Annotated in this window: 13 protein-coding genes and 4 pseudogenes; 6 read left to right on the top strand and 11 right to left on the bottom strand. The window is 46.2% G+C overall.

Annotated features, from left to right (window positions below):
• Position 1: 1 nt before the first annotated feature.
• The 3 genes from UA76_RS03310 to UA76_RS24350 are packed head-to-tail and all read right to left on the bottom strand — an operon-like array spanning position 2 to position 3163.
• Positions 2–1180 carry an HD domain-containing phosphohydrolase gene (locus tag UA76_RS03310; protein ID WP_238322159.1) on the bottom strand — a complete coding sequence of 393 codons (1179 nt, stop codon included), beginning with the start codon at positions 1178–1180 and terminating at the stop codon, positions 2–4.
• A complete protein-coding gene (locus UA76_RS24355; RefSeq protein WP_238322158.1) occupies positions 1177–1545 on the bottom strand; it encodes a response regulator in 369 nt (122 codons plus the stop codon). Before UA76_RS24355 ends, UA76_RS03310 begins: the two co-directional genes overlap by 4 nt.
• Positions 1535–3163: a sensor histidine kinase gene (locus UA76_RS24350; RefSeq protein ID WP_052771933.1), complete on the bottom strand. Its 1629-nt coding sequence runs from the start codon at positions 3161–3163 to the stop codon at positions 1535–1537. Before UA76_RS24350 ends, UA76_RS24355 begins: the two co-directional genes overlap by 11 nt.
• Before the next feature lie 312 nt (positions 3164–3475).
• Between UA76_RS24350 and UA76_RS03300 the strand changes: the two genes are divergently transcribed.
• Positions 3476–3781, top strand: a complete 306-nt coding sequence (locus UA76_RS03300; RefSeq protein ID WP_238322157.1) for a hypothetical protein — start codon at positions 3476–3478, stop codon at positions 3779–3781.
• Between the two features lie 90 nt (positions 3782–3871).
• Here the strand turns inward: UA76_RS03300 and UA76_RS03295 are convergent.
• Positions 3872–4449 (bottom strand): annotated as a pseudogene (locus UA76_RS03295) (TetR/AcrR family transcriptional regulator).
• A gap of 154 nt (positions 4450–4603) precedes the next feature.
• Between UA76_RS03295 and UA76_RS03290 the strand changes: the two are divergent.
• Complete coding sequence (locus UA76_RS03290) at positions 4604–5221, top strand: glutathione binding-like protein (protein WP_047042986.1); 618 nt, start codon at positions 4604–4606, stop codon at positions 5219–5221.
• A gap of 90 nt (positions 5222–5311) precedes the next feature.
• Here UA76_RS03290 and UA76_RS03285 read toward each other — a convergent pair whose 3' ends face one another.
• Together UA76_RS03285 and UA76_RS03280 are read right to left on the bottom strand one after the other, a co-directional pair.
• The gene (locus UA76_RS03285; RefSeq protein WP_047042984.1) at positions 5312–5842 is read right to left on the bottom strand and encodes a 3'-5' exonuclease; all 531 of its coding nucleotides are present in this window, start codon (positions 5840–5842) and stop codon (positions 5312–5314) included.
• An 89-nt stretch (positions 5843–5931) separates the two neighbouring features.
• A complete protein-coding gene (locus UA76_RS03280) occupies positions 5932–7458 on the bottom strand; it encodes a sensor domain-containing diguanylate cyclase (protein WP_047042980.1) in 1527 nt (508 codons plus the stop codon).
• A 334-nt stretch (positions 7459–7792) separates the two neighbouring features.
• Here UA76_RS03280 and UA76_RS03275 point away from each other — a divergent pair, with 334 nt between their 5' ends.
• From UA76_RS03275 to UA76_RS03265, 3 genes and pseudogenes are all read left to right on the top strand, one after another.
• Positions 7793–8425: a DUF2760 domain-containing protein gene (locus tag UA76_RS03275; protein WP_047042976.1), complete on the top strand. Its 633-nt coding sequence runs from the start codon at positions 7793–7795 to the stop codon at positions 8423–8425.
• A pseudogene (locus UA76_RS03270) lies at positions 8425–10391 on the top strand (Hsp70 family protein). Before UA76_RS03275 ends, UA76_RS03270 begins: the two are co-directional and overlap by 1 nt.
• Before the next feature lie 60 nt (positions 10392–10451).
• A pseudogene (locus UA76_RS03265) lies at positions 10452–13279 on the top strand (Hsp70 family protein).
• Positions 13280–13381: 102 nt separating this feature from the next.
• Here UA76_RS03265 and UA76_RS03260 read toward each other — a convergent pair.
• From UA76_RS03260 to UA76_RS25550, 5 genes and pseudogenes are all read right to left on the bottom strand, one after another.
• Positions 13382–14986 carry a BCCT family transporter gene (locus UA76_RS03260; protein WP_047042973.1) on the bottom strand — a complete coding sequence of 535 codons (1605 nt, stop codon included), beginning with the start codon at positions 14984–14986 and terminating at the stop codon, positions 13382–13384.
• Between the two features lie 292 nt (positions 14987–15278).
• Positions 15279–17008, bottom strand: a pseudogene (fruA, locus tag UA76_RS03255) (PTS fructose transporter subunit IIBC).
• Between the two features lie 19 nt (positions 17009–17027).
• Positions 17028–18011 (bottom strand): 1-phosphofructokinase, encoded by a 984-nt coding sequence (gene pfkB, locus UA76_RS03250; RefSeq protein WP_047042970.1) that lies wholly within the window; start codon positions 18009–18011, stop codon positions 17028–17030.
• A gap of 4 nt (positions 18012–18015) precedes the next feature.
• Positions 18016–18897: a fused PTS fructose transporter subunit IIA/HPr protein gene (gene fruB / locus UA76_RS03245; RefSeq protein ID WP_420340892.1), complete on the bottom strand. Its 882-nt coding sequence runs from the start codon at positions 18895–18897 to the stop codon at positions 18016–18018.
• Positions 18858–19178 carry a PTS sugar transporter subunit IIA gene (locus UA76_RS25550; RefSeq protein WP_420340889.1) on the bottom strand — a complete coding sequence of 107 codons (321 nt, stop codon included), beginning with the start codon at positions 19176–19178 and terminating at the stop codon, positions 18858–18860. The genes fruB and UA76_RS25550 overlap by 40 nt, the downstream gene beginning before the upstream one ends.
• Before the next feature lie 297 nt (positions 19179–19475).
• Between UA76_RS25550 and cra the strand changes: the two genes are divergently transcribed.
• Positions 19476–20456 carry a catabolite repressor/activator gene (gene cra / locus UA76_RS03240; RefSeq protein ID WP_047042967.1) on the top strand — a complete coding sequence of 327 codons (981 nt, stop codon included), beginning with the start codon at positions 19476–19478 and terminating at the stop codon, positions 20454–20456.
• Positions 20457–20490 lie beyond the last annotated feature (34 nt).

The raw sequence follows: 20490 nt of genomic DNA, 5'->3' as shown, positions 1-20490 counted from the left end.
ATCAGTCCTCGTCTCTTAGCTCTTCTTTGATAGCCAAAAAACGTTCACGGTTATCAAGGAAGAGTTGAACCAATGTTGGGTCAAAGAATTTACCGGATTCAGATTCAATGTATTCAAACACCTTATCCAAATCCCACGGTTCTTTGTAACAACGTTTAGAACAGAGCGCGTCGAATATATCAGCCAGTGCACAGATCCTGCCGTAAATCGGTATTTGAGTTCCGGTTAAACCATTGGGGTACCCTGTACCATCCCAACGTTCATGATGTGTGCCTGCAATCGTTGCTCCTGCATCAAGAAGCGTTAAGTCTGAACCTGCCAACATGTTCTCTCCACACTGGGCATGGGTTTGCATTACGCTCCACTCTTCTTCGTCCAACTTGCCGGGTTTATTAAGCACGCGATCTGGAATACCCACTTTCCCGATATCATGCAATGGGGAGGCAAACAGAATCGTTTCGCACTGCTCTTCCGACAGCCCATACAGTTTCGCCAGTAACTCGCAATAGCGGGCAACACGCTTTACATGGAACCCTGTCTCGTTAGAACGGCTTTCGACCACTTCTGTTAAGCGGTAAATCACTTCTCGTTGTGAGGACTTCATTTGGTCATTCAGGTCAATGTTCTTGAGTCCAACAACTAGATTCTCGGTAAACACTTCAAGCAAGTGTTTGTCCAAGTCGGCAAGCGCACCTTCTGCTTCTAGATAGAACACCACTGCGTAATGCTCACTGCGGCAATAAATAAGAATCTCATCTCCCCCAAGAATGGACTCCCCTTGTGCGATAGATCTTTGAAGAAGCTCGCTAAATGGCAAATCAGACGGCGAGTTAAAGTGAGACTGCTCGTTACTAAAACGACCTGTTCCACCTAGAGTGCGTATATGAGTCGTTAATTTGGTTGATTCATAAAGATGGTCACTCAAATCGAGCAACATGGTATCGGTGACGTTGATCAGCGTAATGATCTGCTCAAGTGCTGCCTTAGTAAACGCAGCGAAACCCAGTTTGTCCATGACATTCTTGGTGGCTATCACCACCTGTTCCATACCCACCTTACTGCGCTCCAAAATCATGATGTGCTCGTAGGCTCTAAGTGCCGTGAGCGTGGTGGTGTAGAGTTTTTGTGCAGTGAGCTCGGTTTTCGCTTTGTAATCATTGATGTCGTAGTCACGAATCACAGCTTGTTCGGGGCTTGGCCAGGTTGCCCTGTTCTTAATACGATACGCACATTAGGGTCACAATGTTCTTCGCGAATCCACTTAGCCAAATCAAGCCCAGCATGTTCACTTTCCATCACTACGTCTAGAAATACAATGGCAATATCACTGTGCTCAGTAAACGCCTTCTTCCCCTCTTCTGCAGAAAGCGCGCTGATGAAGTTTAGCGACCTTTGCTCATATTCAAATTTAGTGAGTGCCATTTTAGTAACGCGGTGGATCTCTTCTTCGTCATCGACGATTAAAACATTCCAAGGAGGGAGTTCTATCTTTTCTGAGCTGTCTTCATCTGCAAAGAAGTCATCACTAAAGAGATCATCTGTCATTGTTCACCTCTGCCGGTAGGTAAATATCCACTTGAAGGCCAGACGGCGAGACATGGCTAAGTTCAATTTGGCCGCCAAGTTTTTTCACTATGTTGTAGATGATGTTCATGCCAAGCCCCGTCCCGCCTTTACCGCGTTTGGTGGTAAAAAACGGCTCAAATAGGCGGCCCAGAATATCATCGCTGACACCCACGCCAGTATCGAAGTAACAAATATGGAGCCTATCATCATCAAGCTTAGCATCGATTTCTACGCTGCCTTCTGTATCCTCTTCAAAAGCATGCACCAAAGAGTTGTTCACTAAATTAGTCAAAATTTGATTCAAGGTGCTTGAACAAGCTCTGAAGATCACATCGTCTCGAATGTGATTGACGAAAGTAATAGGTCGTTTTTTGAACTTGTGATGGAAACTATTTTGAATATTATCGACCAAATCCTTCATATTGATATCAAATGTCGCATCAATAGACTGATCCACCGCCAATTGTTTGAAGCTTTTGACCAGCTCACTGGCACGCATCAGGTTGTCTTGAAGTATTTTCCCGCTGTCTAAGGTGTACTCAAAAAAGCCCTCAAGATCCGACTTCTTCAAAGTTTGCTCTTGATACAGCTTAGTGATGTAACGTGACTCTTCCACCAAATGGGAAGCTGCCGTCACGCCAATTCCAAGAGGAGTATTCACCTCATGAGAGACACCTGCCACCAGCCCTCCCAATGAGGCGAGTTTTTCAGATTCTACTAAATCCTCTTGAGCTTTCTCGAGCAGCTGAACTTGCTCTTTTAGCTGAGAAGAGCGCTCCTCCACCAAGGATTCTAAATTCTCATTGATTGACTTGAGTTCCTGTAAGTACTTGTATCGAACTATGGCGTGGCCTAAGGATTGACCAAATTGACCAATAATCTCTTTAAGCCAAGGTTGGATTGGGCGCTTGTTTATGAGATTATCGCAGGCAATCCACCCGATCGGTTTATCGCCATCCCACATTGCAGCCATTGCGTTCCAACCCTTACCGACCACTTGGTTGTAATAGAGCAAGTCTACGTTGTCCCATACTTCAACATGATCTTTTGATGCTAAGGTCAACTCCACCCATGGAGCATCTGGAATTGGGCCACGAAAAGCCGTTTCATCTTTTACATTTCCCTCTTCATCGGTTCCCCACGTTCCCACCATTTCATTAGTTTCAGGGTCAAGAAGAAGGATGGCAAGGCGATCAAGGTACAGGTACTGCTGTGCTTCAACGATGGCTTGTTTGTACAGTGATTCCAATGATTCGGCTTTGCTCAGGCGCAGCATCACATCATGTAATTTAGATAAAGTATCCGCAAACTTTTGCCAGCTTTCACCTTCGTCCAAGATCGCGGGGCTTAGCTGATAGCAGTACAGACCTTCGATACACTTGACCGAGTCGATTTGTAGAGAAAACTGACTAAAATCCGGCGCCAGATATTCACTGGCAGGCAAGTTGGAAAGGAATTCAGATATGTCACCTGATCCACGCGATAGCTCTTGCTGTAAGGGTTTACTCTCACATACGTAATCCGCGTCTGGATTGAACAGCAGCATTAAAGAGTCACTCTCTAGACAGTATTTTTCAGCCCATGTTGAAATCGACATAATCTCCAACGCTCAATGTTTATTATTCAATTTAGTTCATCAACTCGCTAATTTCTAATTGTTCAATATATGGATAATAACTCAACGTCAGTTGAACCAAGCAAACCTCAATTGCGTACTTGTATAAAGGAATTTTGGACTATAATCACTCGGTGGCTAGAAATACCAAAAATGAAATCTTATTTTGCAACCCAATCAAGCGGGTAAATTTTGAGCAGAAGCAAGGCTTAAAGATGAGAAGTAGTGCATAAAGTAGGCAGATTGTAGCTATGTATGACCACCTCATGCACATCAACATAAAGGTATCTAGTGATGAAGATTAAATTTGAAAGATTGAAGATTCTTATCAATCAACTCAGAGAGACAGAAGCCAACACACCCGAGACGCAAGCCGCTCGAACTTACGCTTGCGGGTTGGCCTATGAGTTAAAAGGTGTTAAAAATGAACAAGATATAAGCGGTAACCGCTTTGAGCTGCTTTACCAAAGTATGCCAAAAGAGATGATAGAGCGTGCTCAATCTCAATTGCTGAAAACCGAGCAAATACACATGGCAGAAAAATGGCAAAAGCTGATTTCCCATTTTAACTTGCGGCATGAGCACTTCATCCACCATTAATCTTTTCATTTATAGAGGGCGCGTCATTGCGCCACTCTAGTTAAATTTTTCCTTTTCTCTCCCTTTCCGAAGGCGTTCAGAGTGGCGTTTTTATGCACTTTTCAAATACTGGATTAGAATCTGTGTGGCAGTATCGATTTCCGTATAGCGCTTAGCTTTACCAAGAACTCGCATCCCTTGCATCTGGCAGATAACAAACTGACCTAGTGATTTCGCGTCTTGCTTGCTGCTGATCTGAGCTTGGTTCTGAGCACTCTTAATGGTCTGAACAATGGCGGTTTGTAGAGTATCGAACAAAGCGTCACTGCGTTGTAATACCTGTTCATTTTCACCGGCATGCTCGACCACCGCATTTTGAATGAAACAGCCACAAGTACTGTCTTTTTGCTTCTCAGCAAAGCCGATTAAGAAGGTTTCCAAGGCATCTATACCAGCCCCTCAGCTCTTAACGGCTCAAGTTTTGGAAAAGAAATGGAGCTGAGGTAATTATCGAGAGCTTGATAGTACAAAGTCTCCTTATCACCGAAGGTGTTGTACAAACTAAAACGGTTGATCGCGAGCGTTTCTGTCAAATCATTGATGGAAGTATTGGCAAAGCCTTTGCTCCAGAACAGCGTCATTGCCTGCTCCAGTTTTTCTTGTTTACAAAAGTTAGCTTTTCTTGCCATTGGAACCCTTAGATAGATCACACATTTCGTTTCTAATAACCTTGGAAATCTATTGTACAAGAATAAGGAAAAGAAACGGAAACTAATTCTTGACCGATCGTTTAGTTATTGCTTAGAGCATATCTAAACGATCGGTTAGATAAAGAGACAAACCATGAAACTATACGAGCAAGCGGCAACGGTAAGCTGTAAACGCCTCAATCTATTCTTGCGTGAAATCGGGGTGACTGATTTAGAGCGAATCGAAATTAATGTGCGGGAAGGTGATAACCTCGATCAGGGTTATCAAGACAAAAGTGCTAATGGAAAAGTACCGCTGTTAGAGCTCGATGATGGTTCTCACTTAAGTGAAACAGTGGCGATCAGCCGCTACTTTGATGAAATCACACCGAATGATTTAAACCTATTTGGTCAAGACACGGTAGAGCGCGCCAAGGTAGAAATGTGGAACCGTATTGTTGAAATCGACGGTATTCAAAATGCCTTCCAAGCATTCCGAAACCTCACTGGTTTATACAGCGACCGCGAAAACTGTGTAGAAGATTGGGGTAAAGAAGCGAAACGCCGTGTGGAACTGTTCTTGCCTAAACTAGATAAACAACTTGGTCAATCAAGTTATGTCGCGACCGAACGTTACTCTATTGCGGACATCAGCGCATACATTCTTGTTTTCGTCGCCGTAAACGCACTGAAGATAGAGGTGTTTGAAACCAATCAGAACATTAAGCGTTGGTTTGACAAGGTTTCAACCCGACCAGCTCTGCAAGCTTAAGACAGCAAACCTTAACAGGTGAATAATCAAAGGGAGCGAAAAATCGCTCCCTTTGGCTAAGAACATGATGTTTAAAGAGTGAAATGCTTCTTAGAGCATCTGAAGAGCGAGCTTAGCTAAATTGTACGCATCCACATAACCCGAATGCTGACGCCCTTCCCACTCAATGCCCTTCTCTTCTTGAGCAGCACGATGGCCTATACGCTTGTCTTTAAGACGATTTTGAATGCGGTATAAAGTGGCGAGGTTTAAAAACTCTTTGAATGGTGGCTCGATGCCTTTTTCTTTGCACTCATTGAGCAAAATAAGATCATCACGCCCCCAAGAAGCGTAGATTTTATTAGGGCCGCCGAAGTTTTTGATCATCGATTGAACCACCGATGCCAACGGGCGGCCTTGCTTTTGAATCTTTCTCGGCGAGATGCCAGTGAGTTCAGTACAGAATAAGGAAACTTCATCCTTTTCTGGCTTCACATAGTACTGGGCGCGTTTCACGATGCTACCTGACACTAGGTCAATTTCAGCCAGCCCTACTTCAATAATCTCACCTGTCGTACCAACGCCATCAACATTCCAACAGCACATCTCTAAGTCAAAACAGACGATACGATTGTGGTTCATTATCTACTTTTCTCACCCAAACTTAGTAAAGCGCAGAATTCTACCCTAATTACCCATCAATCTCGACAGGCAAGCGTCCAATTGATGCACTAAGCAGCAATATTCACGCTATTTCTTCCTTGCTCTTTGCTGAGATAGAGCTGTGCGTCTGCTTCCTTCAACAATTCTTTCTTCGATTGCTTGTTTCTGACAGCGGCACCAATGCTCAGGCTACAGGAGATTTTTTGCCCTTCAATGATAGTTGGAGTATCAACGACAGCACTACGAATGGACTCTAGATAATTCGCAAGTGCTCGCCTATTAACAATCGTCGTGATGATGCAAAACTCGTCGCCACCCAAACGAACAAACACATCATCAGAGTAAAGTTTAGACTTCACCACACTCGAGATATGAACCAGCATCTGGTCGCCAGCAACATGGCCATAGTTATCGTTAACGCTCTTAAAGAAATCAATATCGAATACCACCAAGCTGAACTGCTTGCGGTGAAGGATAAACTTATCCACGAAATGATTGAACGCTCGGCGGCTGTATAGCTCAGTAAGGCTGTCATGGTCTGCTAGGAACTGAAGTTCTTTGGTTCGGTTTGCCAACATTCGAGATAATCGATTCTTCTCTTCAATCTGCATGTAAACAATGTAAGCCACCAGCAGCGCGATCAAAATCCCTCCCATTGCGAGGCCTTTAAGAGTCCACTTGTGATAGTCAGTAAAAGTTGTTGGCAGCTTAAATTCGATTAACCAATCTCGATTGGGTAGGCTGATACGTTCGCTGGCGTGAAAACCGGTATAGCTGTCCCATCCTTGGCTGCTGAACAAAATGGGATCGTCATAGGCTTCATACCCCAAATCCGTCACCCGTATCTCAAGGGTGTTTTCCGAAGCCGTTCGCTCAATCAAACTGCTGAAGTACTCATCGGCCCTAACCACACCAATTACAACACCAATAAGCTCATGCACAGCATGACGATCAAACACTGGGTGATAGATAAGAATGCCATTTCTTGGTTCAGTTTGATTCGGGCCATCTTGCAACAAACGTAGCTTGTCTGAAATGTGTGGCTGCCTGTTTTCTCTCATGCCATCTAATATACGTTGGAAGCGAACACGAGAAGAATAAAAGCCGAGTACTGACAGGTTGCTTTCTGTTCTAGGAAACACATCACTTGCGATAAACAGTGGCCGTTCGTTACTGAGAACATTGCCCGTTGTTCGGCTTCCCCCTTTGGGAATGGTAAACAGTTCAGAGTTTGGGAACCGAGACTGCATATTAGTCATATGAATCTCAACGTCTTGCGTATCGACTTTTTGCATCCACTGCATAGCAATTACGCTACCCGAGCTACTCACAATACCATCAGCAAAGTAAGAGAATTGTTGCCAGTTTTCCGGTGGAACCGCGTGGAAGAAGTTTGCACCTGCACCAATGAACTCGAGATCGGTCTCGACTAATGAAGAGAGAGTTTGGGCTTGTCTCTGGGCGAGGTTATTGAAAATCACTTCACTGTAGTGTCGCTGCATCCAATAGGCCATCAAAACGACCAACGCTGTGATAGAGCAAACTAAGCTAAAAGCGAGAGCTGGGTAAACAACTTTCGGTGCAGATTTCTTCATTTCCACCCAATAAAAGTGATAATCGTTCCAAAAAATATTGCAAGAGTGTACCGTTTTAGCTCAGAACGAGAAATATCTATACCTATAAATTGTGGGCGAAAGCTACTCCTCCAACCATTTACAGGCTAAACCTGCGAGGAACACCCCACAACTTACTGGATTTCGCCTAAAAAACAGGCAAACAACCTGAGCAAGTCAATTGCGTGCCAATTTTTAGCAAGAAGCTAAGGTTGATTATGCTACTATTCGCCCCAATTTCATGAACAGATCTGGCGTTTGCCACAGGTGGACATAAGCGTTCCACCATGAACTTACTATTCAAAGAGCATTCATTATGAACTTCGATTTAAATCTGATCCCAACGACATTCGACATGCTGCACGCGGGCTTAACTGCCTCTAGCGTTCTTTTGCTACTTATCGCTGTATCACGTAAATCAAAAGTGATTGAAAAAGTTGTCGAGAAGCCAGTTGAGAAAATCGTAGAAGTAGAAAAACCAGTCGAGAAGATCGTCGAGGTGGAAAAAGTCGTAGAAGTAGAAAAAGTGATCGAGCGTGTTGTCGAAGTAGAATCGAAACTCGCGACAGCTTCTACTGATTCAGCAATGCAGCTTCTATCTATCATGCAACAAGAAGCGCGTTTAATTGATTTCCTTAAAGAAGACCTTACTTCGTTCTCTGATGAAGAAGTGGGCGCGGCAGCTCGTGTTATCCACACTGGCGGTCAAAAAGTTCTGAACGATTACGTTGCTCTTGCACCTGTACGCAGTGAAGAAGAAGAGTCTCGCATTACGATTGAAGAAGGCTTCAATCCGCAAGAAGTTCGATTAACTGGTAACGTGACAGGCAGCGCACCATTTAATGGCACGCTAGTACACAAAGGTTGGAAAGCAACAGACATGACACTGCCGAAACTGGCAGAAAACTACGATGCGTCTGTGATCGCCCCTGCAGAGGTTGAGCTGTAATGGATCATTCTAACCCTTCTCATCAAAACCCTAGCCAACAGTCACAATCACCAGACGCGACCCAACACGCTCGCTTTAGCGTTGGTATCGACTTAGGTACGACACACTGTGTGTTGTCTTACATCGATACCACTGACGAAAATGCTCGTGTGCAAGTCATGCCAATCTCTCAACTTACCGCGCCAGGTACGGTTGAGGCTCGCGAGCAGTTAGGTTCTTTTTTGTACCAACCGCATGAGCACGAGATGAATCCTGCGTCTCGCGTTCTTCCTTGGTCGAGCGAGCCAACGGCTTTAGTGGGTGCGATCGCACGAAACCTTGGTGCAAAGACCCCTATTCGCTTGATTGCGAGCGCAAAATCTTGCTTTGCCATGGTGGCGTGAATCGTCGCGACGCCTTCCTTCCGACCGGAAGCCCTGAAGAAGTTGAAAAGGTTTCACCACTGCGCGCAACCGAGCTCTACCTTGCTCACCTCAGCGCCGCATGGGATCATTCGAACCCAGAACATAAACTTGCTGAGCAAGATGTCACGATTACCGTTCCAGCCTCTTTCGACCCTGCTGCTCGCGATTTAACCGCAGAAGCAGCACGTAATGTTGGCTTTAAGCACCTAACCCTGCTTGAAGAACCGCAAGCGGCGCTTTATAGCTGGATTGATAACAGCGATGACAACTGGCGTGACCAAGTTGCCGTTGGTGATATTGTACTTGTTGTCGATATTGGTGGTGGTACAACCGACCTATCTTTGGTTGAAGTTACCGAAGAAGAAGGCAACCTAACGCTTAACCGTATCGCCGTTGGCGAGCACATCTTGTTAGGTGGTGACAACATGGATCTTGCGCTTGCGTACCGTCTTAAAATGAAGATGGCCCAGCAAGGCAAAGAGTTGGCCCCTTGGCAGGTTCAAGCCATGACGCACGCATGTCGCGATGCGAAAGAAGCACTGCTCAATGACAGCGAGCTACAGTCTGTTCCTATCGTGGTACCAAGCCGCGGCTCTAAGCTGCTAGGCGCAACGCTGAAAACCGAACTGACTCAAGAAGAAGTTCAGCAAACCCTTGTCGATGGCTTCTTCCCTCGCGTGACGATCACTGAGCATCCGGTTCAGAAAACTCGTGGCGCACTAACACAAATGGGCTTACCTTACGCACAAGACGCCGGCATTACTCGTCATATCGCAGCTTTCCTTGCTAAGCAAGCAAACGCTCAGGGCGAATCAAGCGGTAGTCAAGCTGATAGCGGTTTTGACCCATTTGCCAATATGCCTGGCATGCCAGGTATGGGTGATAGCGCTCAAGCAAGTACGGATTTCATTAAGCCAACCGCTATCTTGTTCAACGGCGGTGTGTTGAAGTCGCACCTTCTAGCAAATCGCCTCACTGAAACCATCAATAGTTGGCTTACCTCAGCATCAACAGATGAAGCAAAGCAACTCACTGGCCTAGATCTTGACCTAGCAGTAGCAAGCGGCGCATCTTACTACGGCTCAGTTCGCCGTGGTCAAGGCGTTCGCATTCGCGGTGGTATTGCTTCAAGCTACTACGTGGGTATTGAAAGTGCGATGCCTGCGATTCCGGGAATGGCTCCTCCAATGGAAGCACTGTGTGTTGCCCCATTTGGTATGGAAGAAGGCTCAAGCGCTGAAGTGCCGAGCAAAGAATTTGGTTTAGTTATTGGCGAACCTGTTCACTTCCAATTCTTTGGCTCTACCACTCGCCGAGACGACGAAGCCGGTACGCACCTAGATCATTGGGCACCTGATGAACTTGAGGAGTTACCTGAGATTCAGGTGACACTGCCAGTATCCGAAGGCCGCCGTGAAGGTGAAGTTGTGCCTGTGACGTTAGCTTCTCGCGTTACCGAGCTAGGAACACTTTACTTAGAAGCCATTGCTTCAGATAACGGACAAAAATGGCACGTTGAGTTTGACGTTCGTGAAGAGTCAAACGCAACTGAAAGCCAATAAAACATAAGCAATATTACGACGGCACCCATTGGGTGCCGTTTTTGACACTAAGGAGCTCGCATGGCCTCTCCTCGTTTTTTGGTCGGAATTGACTTAGGGACTACCAATACCGTGGTCGCCTACTGTGAGATTACTGACGACCTATCTTCTGCTGAAACTTCTCTCTTCGAAATCGATCAACTCATCGGCCCCGGTGAAGTGGTCAGAAAGCCCCTGTTGCCCTCTTTTCGCTACCACCCAGCAATAGGACAAATCGCTACCAGTGATTTAACTCTACCTTGGGAAATAGAACCTGTTGAAGGCGATATTAGTAATGTGATAGTCGGTGAATGGGCAAGAGAATTGGGTGCGAAAGTAGAAGGCAGACAAGTCTCCAGCGCGAAAAGTTGGCTCTCTCACCAAGCGGTGGATCGCAGCTCAGACATTCTACCTTGGGCCGCAGCTAACGATGTAGATAAAGTTTCACCGGTTATTGCCAGCGCAAGCTACCTCAACCATATTCGACAAGCTTGGAACTACCGTAATCCAAGCAATAAACTTGAAGATCAAGATGTCGTCGTCACGGTTCCAGCATCATTCGACGAAACTGCGCGCAAACTGACCCTAGAAGCCGCAAGTTTAGCAGGTCTACACAAAATCGTTTTGCTCGAAGAGCCTCAAGCAGTTTGCTACGACTGGTATGCGCGCCATAAGGACAGCGCTTCCGAGGAGCTAGCCCTACTGCCCCTCATCCTGGTATGTGATGTGGGCGGCGGTACCACTGACCTGAGTTTGATTGAAGCACGCTACTCAGAGAGAGATGAGCTCAGCTAGATCGTATCGGTGTGGGTGAGCACTTAATGCTAGGTGGTGACAACCTCGACCTTGCGCTCGCCCATTTAGCAGAGCAACGCTTTAGCCAAAGCAAAAAGTTGAATGCAGCTAGTCTTACTAAACTCATCCAGCAGACGCGCGCCGCTAAAGAGAACCTTTTGTCGGAAAATGCACCAGATGATATCAAGATCACCATGTTGGGCAGTGGTTCTAAACTTCTTGGTGGAACGAAGAGTATCAGCCTAACCAAGCAAGAAGTGCATCAAATAGCGTTAGATGGTTTTTTCCCACTGTCTGACTTTACGCAGACCCCCGATAAACGACGTAGCGCGGTGGTGGAGTTTGGCCTGCCTTACGTTGCCGATCCTGCTGTATCGAAGCACGTTGCAGAGTTCTTAACTCAGCATCAAATGGTTGCTAAATCTGCCCTCTCTTCAATTGAGGAAATTCGTGATGATAAGCCAGCGATTCCGGTCGCGCTGCTTCTTAATGGTGGTGTGTTCAATAGTGACCTTGTCACGCAGCGTATCACTCAACTGCTGGTAAACTGGCGTGGCAGTCCAATTACAGTACTGGATAATCCTCATCCAGACTTATCCGTTGCCCTTGGCGCCGTTGCATTTGGCAAAGCAAGACGCGGAGCACAACTCAAGATTGGCGGTGGTGCTGCTCGTTCTTACTTCTTACATTTACAAGAAAAGAACAAAATGGGCAAAGCATTGTGCTTATTGGCTAAGGGGTCTGAAGAAGGTCAGGAGATTCGTTTAGCGGGTCGCCGTTTCTCACTCACCTTGGGAGAGCCAGTTCGCTTCAATCTTCTAACCTCCACCCATGACTCTCTATCTGAGCCCAATGGTTCTAATCATCTAGAGATCAAGAACGGCATGATGGTCGATGTTAATCCCGACCTTTTTGTGCCGCTTCCTCCCTCGATTTCAACGCTGGAGGGCGAAGAAGTTGAATTGGCCGCAAACCAGAAGCAGCGTGTAGAAGTTCAGTTAGCCTGTCAGTTAACCGAGGTCGGCACATTAAAAATGGAGTGTGTCAGTGTAGAAGACGATTCAAAGCGTTGGCTACTAGAATTCGAAATTCGCCACCAGCAAGACGCAGAGGAAGACATTCAGCTTCATCCACAGTTGGAAAACTGTAAGGAACTGATCTCTCGCATCTACAGTGGTAACAAGAAAAGTGCTGACTCGAAAGAAATTAAGACGTTGGCCAAAGAGCTAGAAAAGAAACTCGGGAAACGCGAGGACTGGGACTTCGTTACCCTAAGGCAACTGTTCGATACCTTCGCTCTCGGGCGTAAGCGCCGACGCCGCTCTGAAGCTCATGAGAAGAACTGGCTTCGTTTAGCTGGCTACTCCCTTCGGCCGGGCTTTGGAGATGCAACGGATGGTTGGCGCATAGAGCAAACTTGGTCTTTGTATCAACAAGGCATCCAGTTCCAAAACCACCAAGGTTGGAACGACTGGTGGGTGTTCTGGCGTCGAATTGCAGGCGGCTTAAACCAGGAACAGCAAGAGACGATTCTTGCGGATATCGCCAAGTATCTTCACCCAGGCGCTGCGAAGAATCCGCAATCGGCTAAACAAGCACAAGAGCACGGCTATGAAGCGATGGTTCGATTGGCTGCATCGTTAGAGCACCTCGAATTGGAAGACAAAACACTGCTTGCTACTTGGTTCTTGAAAAAAGCGATTCACTCAAGCCAATTTGCACAAGCTCATTGGTGGGCTTTCGGACGTTTGACAAGCCGTACCCCACTCTACGGCAGCCAGCACACCGTCATTCCACGAGAACAAGCTCAACAGTGGCTACCAGAAATCCTTGAACAAGATTGGTCTAAAGAACCTATGACTGCATTCGCCGCGGTGATGATGTGTCGTAAGACGGGCGATCGGTTAAGCGATATTTCCGATGACTATCGTGAGCAAGTGCTCTCAAAGCTTAAAGCAAGTAAGGCGCCAGAAGGCTGGTATTCCCTTGTAGCAGAAGTGAAAGAACTTTCGGAAAGTGAGTCCAAGCGTGTGTTTGGTGACGCACTGCCGCATGGTTTAACTCTGTTGAACTAAGTTCTTCAATTTGATTTCTCAAATACTAAAAAGCCAGTGAACATAATTCACTGGCTTTTTGATTCAGCTCGTTACTGATAACATCAGCGAGTTAAAGGTCGATTACAACGCTTTTTGTCTTGCTGCTTTAGGCTGACCAACTTCAGTCATAAGACCTTTTAGTAAGCTGACACAACCCACTATCAAGATAATGGTGAACGGCAGAGCGGCAATGATGGTGATAGATTGCAATGCTTGAATCGACTCGGTACCTCCAACCCAAAGCATAACGACAGCAATGGTCGCTGAGATAAGAGCCCAAATAACTTTCTGTTTGATTGGAAGCTCTAACTTACCACCCGCAGTCATACTGTCGACTACGATAGAACCTGAATCCAGCGTCGTTACGAAGAATACGATAATCAGCGCTACAGCAACTACCGATAGGATGTCACCCATTGAGTACGCATCAAGCATGTAGAAAAGGCTTAATGATACGTCTGTAATACCTTGCTCTAGGCCGAGCAGACCTACGTTATCGATCACCTGCTGAATCGCAATACCACCGAAGAAAGACATCCACGCGGTTGTTACCAGTGTTGGGATTACCAATACACATACTAAGAATTCGCGGATTGTACGGCCCTTCGAGATTCGAGCAACGAACATACCGAAGAATGGTGCGTAAGCTACCCACCAAGCCCAGTAGAAAACAGTCCAGCCGTGTAACCAAGTCGTATCTTCACGGCCAACACTTTGACTTAGCGGTAGGATATTTTTTACATACCCAACAACTCCGGTAAACAGTGAGTCAAACGCCGTAGTAAAGTTCAAAATAGTCAGTAAACCCATGAACGCAAAAGCGATGACCATGTTAAGGTTACTAAGCAGCTTAACACCGCCATCCATACCACGAACCACTGAAACAATAGCAAGGCCCATGATGGTTAGAATGATTAGAACCTGCAGGAATAAACTATTGCTTAAGCCAAATACGTGGCTGATACCACTTGCTGCTTGCGAGCCACCTAGGCCCAGTGAAGTCGCTAGACCGAACAGAATTACCAGAACTGACATTACATCAATCACATCACCAATACGGCCCCAAACTCTGTCGCCTAGAATTGGGTAGAAAACAGAACGCATTGAAAGTGGCAAGCCTTTGTTGTAAACAAAGTATGCCAGTGACAACGCCGTCATGCCGTATATAGCCCACGCATGGAAACCCCAGTGGAAAACCGCCGAGCCCAGTGCTAATTCACGACCTTCAGCAGTATAAGGTTCTACATTAAGCGGTGTACCAAACCAATCTGTGAAGAAGGCGGTTGGCTCTGCCACGCCCCAGAAGATAAGACCGATCCCCATACCCGCTGCAAACAGCATCGCAATCCAAGACAGAGTAGAATAATCAGAGGTCGCGTCGTCACCACCTAAACGGATTTTGCCTAAAGGAGAGAATGCAATCACAATGGCGAGTATGAGAAGGATATTTGCTCCCCACATAAATACAAAGTCAAACTTGGAAAGCATTGCTGCTTTTACCGCATCGATAGCGGCTTTAGAGTCCGCTGGTGACAGAACAAGTAGCGTCACAATAAAAAGGAGGGAAAGACCAACCGAAGCAGTGAAGACTGTGTTGTGAACATCCATGCCCCACTTTGTCACATTGTCCTGACCGACTTGGTAATCTGTTGATTCAATACTATATTTTTTTGATTTATAACTCATAAGTTATGATGTTGTACATTCAAAACGTGAATGTAACGACCAACTCCATGTTGATTAATGTCCGATTAGAATAACTTGTCCACAAGGCAAATCCCGCATTATGAAACAGAGTTTATTAAATTCTTCCTATCTAATCCTGAACGGCATAATTTAACATAAATTAAGGTCTTTTAGGCAGTTAGTTGCCTAATTTCAACAAAAGTACACTAGAGTAGTCTGTCAATCATCGCCAAGATTCAATCAAAAAAGCCCATCGACATGATGTCGATGGGCTCTGTTTAGTCGATTAAGGTTATGCCGTTGCAGCTTGTTTTTGCTCAGCACGACCTTTTAGTAGTGCGTAGCCAAAACCTGTGACTGCTGTACCCGCTGCAATTGCCACTAGGTACATCAATACTGGTGTAATCGCATTTGGAATTAGCAGTACAAATAGACCACCGTGTGGTGCCATAAGCTGCGCACCGAACAACATCGACAACGCGCCCGTTAATGCACCACCTGCCATACATGCAGGAATAACACGCATCGGATCTTTCGCTGCAAATGGAATTGCACCTTCAGAGATGAAACATAGGCCAAGTACAAACGAAGCCTTACCTGCTTCACGTTCACTTTGCTCAAATTTGTTCTTGGCGATGAATGTCGCTAAGCCCATACCTAACGCAGGAACCATGCCCGCAGCCATGATTGCCGCCATCGGTGCGTAAGTTTGAGAAGCCAGTAGACCTACACCAAATGCGTATGCCGCCTTGTTCACTGGACCACCAAGGTCGAAACACATCATGGCACCTAGCACAACGCCAAGAAGAACTGCGCTGTCTGTACCCATGTTGTTTAGAAAGTCAGTTAGCGCCGTCATAATCCCAGAAACAGGGCCACCAACAACGTAGATCATGGCCAAACCAGTAGCAAGCGTTGCGACAAATGGAATGATCAAAATAGGTTTCAACGCTTCCATAGATTGAGGCAGAGACACCTTGTCAGCCAGCAGTTTTGCTGTGTAACCTGCAATGAAACCAGCCGCAATACCACCGAGGAAACCGGCGCCCGTTGAACTGGCTAACATACCCCCACAAGGCCCGGCGCTAAACCTGGACGGTCAGCAATCGAGAACGCAATATAGCCCGCGAGCACTGGAATCATCAACGCAAAGGCCGAACCGCCACCGATGTTCATAAGCGCAGCCGCTAACGTGCCCTCTTCTTGGAATGCTTCGATACCGAAAACAAATGACAGAGCGATAATCAAACCACCCGCAACCACCACTGGCAGCATGTGCGACACACCAGTCATAAGATGCTTGTAAAAACCTTTCTTCTCTTCTGTAGCGGCAGTACTAGCAGAGCCGGAATGCTGATATGTCGTCGCTTGTGCAAACGCATTATCCATCTCTTCTGCTGTCTTTTTCAGCGCAGGGCTCGTTTTAGTGCGATATAACTTCTTGCCGTTGAAGCGATCTAGTGGCACTTCAATATCAGCCGCGATAATCACTAAATCCGCGTCTGCAATTTCCTGTTCGGTTAGTTGATTCTTAGCGCCCACTGAACCGCGCGTTTCCACTTTGATTTGGTGACCACGACGCTTACCTTCTTCTTCTAATGCTTCAGCCGCCATGAAAGTATGTGCAACCCCAGTTGGGCAAGCAGTAATCGCGACAATTTTCTTCGCACCCGACTCAGCAGATTGCAATTTTGCAACGGTCGTTGCTTGCGTTAATTCTGTCGCCAAAGACGGTGCTTTCTCCAAACAAACAGTGGCGTCCTCAATCACCTCTTTGATATCGACTTGATACACTTTTTGTCCAACAAAACGCGAAGTCTCAACAGGCGTACTCGCTGCAATGAACACAACATCCGCATTGCTAATGTCGTCAGCACTTAAAGGTGTTGAGTCAATAACGCTTGATTGACACTCAATCTTAGCGTCCCAACCCAATTTCTTTGCCGCTTGCTCAAGTAAACCTGCCGCAAGAATGCTATTCGCCACGCCGCTTGGGCAGGCTGTAATAATGGCAATATTCATAGTCATAACCTTCTGTTCCTTAGTTCGTGCCTGATAGGGGCATGTCTAGGTTCGTGATTGGAGAAAGCTCGCTCACGTTTGTTCCGAGCTTAATTTTGTCCAGTTCTTCTTGACTGGTTAGGCCTACGCCCACTTGGCCAACTGCCATGGCAGAAAGAGCGGTAGCGAAACGTAGTAAATCTGGTTTTGGCATCTGCTGCATATGGCCCCAACACAGGCCGGCAACAAGAGTGTCGCCCGCGCCTACCGTGCTTACCACCTGCATACGAGGAGGCTGTGAACGAAGCCAAGCGTTATCGTTTAGCCACATCACACCTTCGCTGCCCATAGACACGACAATGTTATCGATGCCCTTTTCACTGAGAGACTGAGCGGCCACTTGGCACTTTTCTGCCGTATCTAATTGCTCACCCATAAATTCACCTAACTCTTCTTCGTTTGGTTTGATAAGCCATGGGTGAGATTCAATGCCAGCTTTGAGCGCGGCTTTACTGCTGTCGAATAGAACTTTCTTGCCCTGCTTGTACAGCGCATCAATCCAAGCGGCGCACTGCTGAGGTTCAATACCGCGAGGCAGACTTCCCGCAATAACAAAGTAATCATGTGTTTCAGCAAGCTCAAACAAGGTTGCTTCAAAGCGCGCAATATCTTGCGTAGTCACTTGTACGCCCGGGAAGTTAATGTCACTTACGGTGCCATTGTCTTCAACTAACTTTACGTTGATACGAGTCGCACCATCGACTTCAACAAAACGATCGTTTACTTCAATGTCAGCAAAGAGTTGGTGAAATAGTTCTGGATTATCTTTACCTAAAAAACCCGTCACCGTCACTTCCGCGCCTAAATCACTGAGCACTTTAGCCACATTCACACCTTTACCAGCTGCGTGTAGACTGCTTTCATCAACCACACTCACCGAACCATGCTTGAGAAGCTCGAGGCTTCCGGTTAGGTCTAGCGCAGGATTAAGCGTCACGGTGACAACCTTATTCGTGATAGCCATTGAGTTAACCCTCGCCTAAGCCGGCATTGATTGCTTGACCAATAGATTCCAGTGCAACGGCTGCATCGGTACCTTCCGCGGTAAACTGCAAGCTGTGACCGTGCTTAACACCAAGAGCAATCACTTTCATCAAACTCTTCGCGTTCACTTCTTTTCCATCACCATCAAGGTTTGAAACACGAATGGTAGATTCAAACTTCTTCGCTTCCGCAACGAGCATTGCACCAGGGCGAGCGTGCAAACCGTGAGCGTTCTTAATTTTGTAGACTGCTACGTTGTCTGCTGCTGTGTCATCTTGTTCAAGGGACTGAACTGTTACTCCTTCACCGCTAAACTCTTCGTTACTGAGTAAGCCAATTACTTGTGCAGCATTCGCATTAAGCAGCTTTTCTTGTTCGCCGTTAAAAACAATTTTCGACAGGTTACTCAGAATAGACTGGTGAGCATTATTGCAAGCGGCGAAAGCCACTAAGCCACGCACCTGCTCGCCTTCAAACTCGCAATCGTTAGCAGTAGACACAAAGGAAACGCCAGTACGAGTCACGCTTTTCTCGCTACCCACAAGCCACAAGCCTTTACCTAAATGCGTTGGGTTTTTGGTAATGAGATCCGCAACCAGCTCTTTCTCGCCACAGCCTGTGTTTTTCAAAAGGCCACCAGCCACAGCGCTCATTTGCACCATGTCGCTTGCAGGGAAAAGCAGTTGAATAAGAGAAGCATCAAAGTCAGCTTCTAGTTGTACATCGCCATTCAGCAGTGCAGCGATTTCCTCACCTTTACTCGCATCACGTAAACGCTGCTCTACACCTTCTGCGCTCAGTACTTTCGTAAGTTGTTTTAGAATGCCTAGGTGTTCATCTGACTTAGCGGCAATACCAATTGCCACGTAAACTGTGTTGCCATCCCCCAATCGACACCCTGAGGGAAGTGATGCACAGCAACACCTGTGGTTTTCACCATAGCGCGCGTATCCGTTGTGCCGTGTGGAATCGCGATACCGTTACCCAAAAACGTAGAGTTTTGGTTCTCACGATTAAGCATGCCCTCTACATAGCCCTCTTCTACAAGGCCTTTTTCTGTTAATGACTGAGCAATTGATTTGATCGCAGCAAACTTGTCTGATGCTGACTGCGCTAGTGTAATGTCATTGTTGTTTAGCTTAAGCATGGGCTCTCCAACATAAGTTATCTGGTTTCACCGAAGTGGCATTCCACCACTCGAAGGTTTTGCCTTGCCAAACCACTGAATCGATTCAGCAAGTCGACAAATAAAAAGTCGAACTACAAAAAGGTTCAGAAAAGCTCTTTAAACCATAGAATCTTGAATAATCGTGATTTGGGTCTGCTTTAAAGCTTTGCTGAATCCTTTCAGCTTTTATACTGAATCGTTTCAGCTTATAATTCAACCCAACATAAGATCATGTGTGCATTAATATGATCCTGCGCACAGAACAAGGTTGATTGAATGACTTTAGATGAGATAGCAAAACTAGCAGGTGTTTCCAAAACTACGGCTAGCTATGTAATAAACGGTAAGGCACAAAAATACCGAATCAGCGAAAAGACTCAGCGTAAAGTCATGGCTGTGGTAGAAGAGCATAACTACAAGCCGGATGTCGCAGCGTCTGCCCTTCGAGCTGGAAACTCGCGTTCATTTGGTTTGATTATCCCAGATTTAGAGAACACCAGTTACGCAAGACTTGCCAAACTGATTGAGCAAAACTCACGTAAAGCCGGTTACCAAATTTTGATTGGCTGTTCAGACGATGATCCAGATACTGAGCAAAAGGTGGCAGAGGCGCTTATCAGCAGGCGTATTGATGCGCTGTTTGTCGCCAGCAGTATGACCGATGCCAACGACTACTATTTAAAACTGCAAAAATCCGGCACACCAATCATCGCCCTCGACCGTCCTCTAGATGACGAGTTTTTTTGCAGCGTTGTCAGTGAAGATTTCGATAGTGCTTTTGAGTTAACCAATTCCATTCTCTCTGACTCTATTAACAGTATTGGCTTAATTGGTGCCCTGCCCGATCTACAAATATCTAAAGAGCGTGAGTTAGGCTTTATGTCAGTGTGTGGTAAGAACAACATTAACAGCCAAGTTGTGTATGGAGAGCATTTCGCACGCGAAGAAGGAAAGGCGCTTTTTTCTCGCTGGGTTGAGAACAATGAAGTCCCTAATGCAATTATCACGACCTCTTATACCTTACTAGAAGGTGTTTTAGATGTAATGCTTGAAAGACCTGAATTGGTTAATCAAGTTAAGCTTGCGACCTTTGGTGATAATCGTTTGCTCGACTTCTTGCCAATGAAGATAAACTCACTCCCGCAGAAGTTTGAGCTAATTGCTGACAGCGCAATGGCGCTAGCTTTGAACGCTTCCGCTAAGCGCTACGAGCCGGGTATTGAACTGATCCCAAGAAAGATTGTTATTCGCAGTTAGGGTCACTCTGAAGATAAAAAACAAGCCACTCAAC

Origin of the sequence: Vibrio mexicanus (assembly GCF_001012815.1) — a bacterium.
GTDB classification, from domain to species: Bacteria; Pseudomonadota; Gammaproteobacteria; order Enterobacterales; family Vibrionaceae; genus Vibrio; species Vibrio mexicanus.
Note: the sequence above shows the minus strand (reverse complement) of the source record. Positions and strands in the feature narration are given on the sequence as shown.